Source organism: Methylomagnum sp. (assembly GCF_054333355.1).
In genome coordinates this window covers 1-5,989 of record NZ_JBTEKS010000266.1, presented here as the reverse complement: position 1 = coordinate 5,989, position 5,989 = coordinate 1, and the positions used below count along the sequence as shown (strand labels likewise).

Sequence of the window (5,989 nt, the reverse complement as noted above, 5' to 3'; positions counted from 1 at the left end):
CATCGCGACCCGTCGTATCGAACACGGTTATACGTCGCGACAAGAGTGGGTAGCTTTGATTTAGTTGGCTGAGCCTGTCCTGAGCGCCGCCGAAGGGCGGAGGCGAAGCCAGCGAAATCAAAGCTCCTCGGTAGGTTCGCTTCGACTCCGCTCAACGAACGGGTAGCCTTAAACTTAATGGCAGTGAGTCCGGCGCTTGGGAGCCAGTGAAAAAAACGGGTAACACCCCACAAGGATGTTACCCGTTTTTAATCGAGTCATCCGGGCCTGGCGATTCCCGCCACGCCCGCCGAATCATGAATCAAACCGGCTTGGCGACCGGGGTTTTCAACTGGTTTATCAAGGCATTGAACGCCCGGTCCAACAAGGGGATGCCAATATCCTTGACCACCTTGGCGGTATTGTCCTGAAGCCGCCGGGCCAAGTCGCTCAGGGTGATTTCCAGGACTATCGCGCCCTTCTTGTTGATGAAGACATAGGTCGACGTGACCTCGCTCTTCCAGGACAGCTTGCCCTTGAACTTGGCTTTGCCATCGTCGAACTCCAGCCACTGGCCGATTTCCATGTCGCGGGCCTTGAACAAGGCCTCCCCTTGCACCACCAAATCATGCCGACTCTTGCGCTTGCCCCAGTTCTCTTCGGTGCGGGCCAAATCCTTGGCGCTGATGTTCTCCACATCCGGCAGGTTCATCCGAATCTCGTTGAACGCCTGGGCGAATTCCGGGTCGCGGATTTCGATGATGGCCTCGGCCTCGGTCTCGGCGTGAGCCACCGCCGCCATCGGTTCCGCGACGGCCCCGCTGGCATGGCTCGCGGCCATGGACGCGGGTAACCGCGCCAAATGACAGGCTTCCAGACCCTTGATGATTTGCGTCACCGTCGTGGGGTCCATGGAAATGCCTTCCAGGCCCGCCCGGATGGCTTGCAGCAGCCTCGGGATGGTCTGGATGATGGCCCGGCGCATGGTCTCGTCGGCGGGCGGCAGCACGCTCCAGATCAATTTGTCCATGACCTTGAGGGCCATTTCCCATTCGCCGGGCTGCTTCTCCCGGCGGAGATAGGCCAGCACCAGCACATCCTTCCAGGCGTTGTATAGGAACGCGCGCACCGCCGTCGGCGCGGGCTTGCCATGCAGGCGATTGGCGATTTCATAGGCGATTTTGCGCTTCGCCAAATGCACCTGCTCCTTGCTCTGGATGGTTTGACGCGCCCGCTCCTCGACCACCCGGGTGCGTTGGTCGTCTTTTTCCAGGAAGGCCATGAACTCGTCCAGCAAGTCCGAGAACAGGCCGACGTTCTGGTCGAACTCGTCGAGGATCCGGGTGACGACGCTTTCGATTTTCTTGTACGCGGGGGAAGCGATGGCCTCCTGGTCCGAACCGATGCCCGTCCCGGCCTGGGCCAAGGCGTTCAGCAACAGGCGCACCGGATGGTTTTTCCGCCCGAAGAACGACTTTTCGATGATCGCGACCTTGACCACCGGAATCTGGAGCCGCGCAATCAGCCCCTTGACCACGTCGGGCATGTGCTGGTCTTCGAGGATGAAGTCGAAAATCAGCGCCACCATGTCGATGATGTCCTCTTCCGACCGGCCCATGCGGCCATCCTCGCCGGGCTGCAACTTGTGCAACTGGTCCGCGATGCACGGCTTCAAGCCTTCCGCCCCGGCCATCAATCCCGCGCCAGGGGCTTGCAGCAGGCTCAAGGCGTTCAGCACCGTCCGGGCGTCAACCACCGGCCCCGCCGGCAGGTCGCTCACGGGGATGCCCACCTGCGCCCGCCAGCCCGCGAGCAGTTGCTGCAATCCCTGGAAGACTTCGATGTAGGCTTGTTGATTGTCCTCGGAAACCGAACCCTCCCGGTCAGCCGGGGCTTTTCCACCGGCGGTGGCCCGGTTATGGATACCCGCCTCCAGGGACGAGGCACGCCTAACTCCCTTGGGCAACGAAGGAAGTATGCCCTCGTTGACCAGCGCGCCATTAAGCTCCAGGTATAACTCGCCGAGCGCATTCAGCACGACGTGATCGAAGAGCTTATAAACCAGCAGGGTGATGATTATTTCCGAGGATATTGGCTTGAGGGCGATGGCAAAAGCCTGACATATCGCCTTGGGCGCGAGGGGGTTTTCATCCAGGGAAACATCCTCCCGGCCCAACAGGAATGCGAACCGCTTGTTCAACCCATGCAGCGCGTCCTGGAAAAGATTGTTGCCCTTCTCCACCATGGCCGTGATGGCGATTTCCTCTTCGAGGACTTCGTTCTCCACCAGGGAAAAGCCCGGATCATCCCCCTGGGCGAGATTGTCCGCCGGGCCAAGCGCGAACACGGGCGCGTGGTGGCTGCGCCAGAACTTCTCGTAGCCTTGCGCCAGTTGCCATTGGATGCTGGATTGGAGTTCGCCGGCCTGGACCCGGAAGTGCCGCATGGCGCCGAAGTAAAGCGATTGCTGAACCGAGGATTCGGCCTTCTCCGAGCGCTTGAACAGCTCGTCGTCAACGATGGCCAACAGCTTGTGCAGCGATTCCGCCAAGGACTTGGCGTAGATGGCGCGAACTTCGGCGATGATCGGGCCCCGTGACGCAAGCGATTCATTCATCGGCCTGGGTGTGTGGATTCCGGCGGAAACGTCGTCGGTGTGTTGCGTTGTCATGGGACTACCCTTCAATTGCCGATGTGTTTATGCGCAAGGGTTGGCTTGGAAATGGCGGGATGAAATTAGGGCACACGAAAACCTCCTGTTATTTTTTACGCGCTTTGAATCCATGATATTAGGGTGTGCAGCGAAACAACCATCGCCAGCCCCGCACGCAGCACAAAAACAAAAACTTGATCCCATGATAGCAAAAAGTTTCACGAAATCGGTTGACGTTTTAAATTATTGCCTGTAAAGCGGCGGGCCGCTCCATGATGATTTCCCGTGACTTTTTTCATCTAGCTGACGGTGCTGTTTAAATGCTCTACACCCCGTATCCGGCGCGTCGCCGGTCAGCGTCCAAGACCCGGAGTGATCCATGAACATTGTCGATGGCTGGCTTGAATCCGCGCGGCGGGTGCCCAGCCCCAACTCGGACCAGCGGCCCGTGCCGGGCGACATGGCCTTGATCGTCCTGCATTGCATCAGCCTGCCGCCGGGGGAATTCGGGTCCGGCGCGATAGAGCAACTATTCACTAATACCCTGGACCCGAACGCCCATCCCTATTTCGCAGAAATCCACCACCTGCGGGTCTCGGCGCATATCCTGATTCGGCGGGATGGCGAAATCATTCAGTTCGTGCCGTTCCAGCAGCGGGCTTGGCACGCGGGCGTGTCGAGCCATCAAGGCCGGTCCCGGTGCAACGATTTCTCCGTCGGCATCGAGCTGGAGGGGACGGACGACAGCCCCTACGAGGAAGCTCAGTACCTTAGATTGAACGCGCTATTGGCGGCGCTGTTCGCGGCTTATCCGGGACTCTCGCCGGAGCGAATCGCGGCGCACAGCGACATCGCGCCAAGCCGCAAGACCGATCCGGGGCCGTGGTTTGATTGGGGGAAGCTAACGGGGCGCCGGGCTTGAAAACGCGCCATCCAAGGCGTCCTTGAGTGTTGGTTTTCGAAGCATTGAATAGGCGGCGGCGGTTGGCGTATACCGGGCCACTGGAAACTTGGAGGAGCAAGCCATGAACGCAGTCCGACCCTTGAGCGGGGCGTCCCTGTACGAGCAATTGCTGGCCCTGCCGGAAAACCTCACGGGTGAAATCATTGACGGCGAGCTGTACGCCCAGCCGCGTCCAGCGGGTCGCCATGCGGTGACTGAAACCAGCCTGGGGGCCAGCCTGCTTCCCCCTTTCCAGCGCGGCAAGGATGGCCCGGGCGGCTGGTGGATTATTGCCGAGCCGGAAATCCATTTCGTCCGGGATACCGTGGTGGCCGTGCCCGACCTGGCCGGTTGGCGGCGCGAGCGGATGCCGATGGTTCCCGACGACCACCGCTTCGAGGTGACGCCGGATTGGGTGTGCGAAATCCTGTCGCCGTCCACGGCCAAGCAGGACCGCGTCAAGAAGCTGCCGCTTTATGCTCGCCACAAGGTGCCGCATGTCTGGCTGGTGGACCCGCTGGCGCGGACGCTGGAAGCCTATTCGTTGCGGGAGGAGGGCTGGCTGCTGGTCGCCACGCTCAAGGACGATGATCCGGTGAGTGTGCCGCCGTTTGATGCGATTACGTTTTCGCTGGCGGATTTGTGGGCTTGAGTCGTGACAGGCTGGGGCTAGAAACCCTGCGAGCGCAAAGAGGCCAGGGCAATCGCACTATCGCCCTCTCGCTTCTGGGAGAGGGTTGGGGTGAGGGGGATCAAAAAGTTCATAGGATGGGTGAGCGCAGCGGAAGCCATCGCCACGGGGGGTACGGGGTTTGATGGGTTTCGCGGCGCTCACCCATCCTATGAAAAGCGCTCGACAAACAAAAGGCCCACCGCCCGGCTTACCTCCCGGACGGTGGGCCTTTTCAATCAGCGGGTGGGCAGCGCTTACTCCACCGTCACCGACTTCGCCAAGTTCCTCGGCTGATCCACGTCCGTGCCCTTAATGAGCGCGACGTGGTAGGCGAGGATTTGCAGCGGCACGGTGTAGACGATGGGCGCCACCACCTCGTCGGTCTCGGCGATGCGCAGCAGGTTCACGCCGGGGACGTTGCTCATGGGCGCTTCCACGTCGGCGAAGACGTACAGCACGCCGCCCCGGGCCTGGACTTCCTGCAGGTTGGACTTGAGCTTTTCCAGCAACTCGTTGTTGGGCGCCACCGCCACCACCGGCATTTGCTCGTCGATGAGGGCCAAGGGGCCGTGCTTGAGTTCGCCGGACGGGTAGGCTTCGGCGTGGATGTAGGAAATCTCCTTGAGCTTGAGCGCCCCTTCCATCGCCACCGGATATTGGGCGCCGCGGCCCAGATAGAGCGCGTGCTGCTTGTCGCCGAACAACTCCGCCCATTCCTGAATCTCGCTTTCCAGCTTCAACACATGGCGGATTTGCTCCGGCAGGGATTCCAGTTCCTTGACGATCTTCCGCTCCTGCTCGGGGGGCAGGGCGTTGCGCTTGCCCAGCGCCACCACCAGCAGCAGCAGCGCCACCAATTGCGTGGTGAACGCCTTGGTGGAGGCCACGCCCACCTCGGGACCGGCGCGGGTCATCAAAGACGACTCGGACTCCCGGACGATGGAGCTTTCCGGCACGTTGCAAATCGCCAGGGTGTGGGCGTAGCCGAGCCGCTTGGCTTCCTTCAGTGCCGCCAGGGTGTCGGCGGTTTCGCCCGATTGGGAGATGGTGACGAATAGCGTGCCCGGCGGGACCACTTGCTTGCGGTAGCGGAATTCGCTGGCGACTTCCACCGCGCAGGGTAGCCCGGCCAGGGACTCCATCCAGTAGCGGGCCACCATGCCAGCGTGATAGCTGGTGCCACAGGCGACGATTTGCACGGACTTGATGTGGTCGAACGCCTGCTCGGCCAGTGGCCCGAACACGCCATCCAGCACATGCCCGGTGCGGATGCGGCCATCCAAGGTCTTCTCGATGGCGGTCGGTTGCTCGTGGATTTCCTTCTGCATGTAGTGGCGATAGTCGCCACGCTCCACGGCGTCGGCGGCGATCTTGGACTCGTGGACATTCCGCTGCGCGCCCCGCCCGTCGCGGTCGTAGACGGTGACGCTGTCGGTGGTCAGGTCGGCGATGTCGCCGTCTTCCAGGAAGATGAAGCGCTGGGCCTCGCCCACCAGGGCGAACACGTCGGAGGCGATGAAGTTCTCGCTCTCGCCCAGGCCGATGACCAAGGGGCTGCCGTGCCTGGCGGTGATGAGGCGGTTGGGTTCGTTGGTGCAAAGCACGCCGATGGCGTAGGCGCCTTGCAGGATGCCGCAGGTTTCCTTCACGGCTTGCAGCAGCGGCAGGCCGGCGTTCAGCAGTTCGTGGATTTGATGGACGATGACCTCGGTGTCGGTGTCCGACTCGAACTCGTAGCCTT

4 protein-coding genes are annotated in these 5,989 nt (G+C 61.5%); 2 read left to right on the top strand and 2 right to left on the bottom strand.

What is annotated here, in order from left to right; translation table 11 throughout:
- Positions 1–301: 301 nt before the first annotated feature.
- Entirely contained in the window at positions 302–2,650 is a 2,349-nt protein-coding gene (locus ACXWUF_RS16645) for a DUF1631 domain-containing protein (RefSeq protein ID WP_458495759.1), read from the bottom strand.
- Between the two features lie 361 nt (positions 2,651–3,011).
- Between ACXWUF_RS16645 and ampD the strand changes: the two genes are divergently transcribed.
- On the top strand, positions 3,012–3,554 hold the full coding sequence (ampD, locus tag ACXWUF_RS16640; protein WP_458495758.1) for a 1,6-anhydro-N-acetylmuramyl-L-alanine amidase AmpD: 543 nt from the start codon (positions 3,012–3,014) through the stop codon (positions 3,552–3,554).
- A 103-nt stretch (positions 3,555–3,657) separates the two neighbouring features.
- Positions 3,658–4,227 (top strand): Uma2 family endonuclease, encoded by a 570-nt coding sequence (locus ACXWUF_RS16635; protein ID WP_458495757.1) that lies wholly within the window; start codon positions 3,658–3,660, stop codon positions 4,225–4,227.
- A gap of 275 nt (positions 4,228–4,502) precedes the next feature.
- Here ACXWUF_RS16635 and glmS read toward each other — a convergent pair.
- A partial coding sequence (glmS, locus tag ACXWUF_RS16630) for a glutamine--fructose-6-phosphate transaminase (isomerizing) (RefSeq protein WP_458495756.1) occupies positions 4,503–5,989 on the bottom strand: 1,487 nt, incomplete at its 5' end.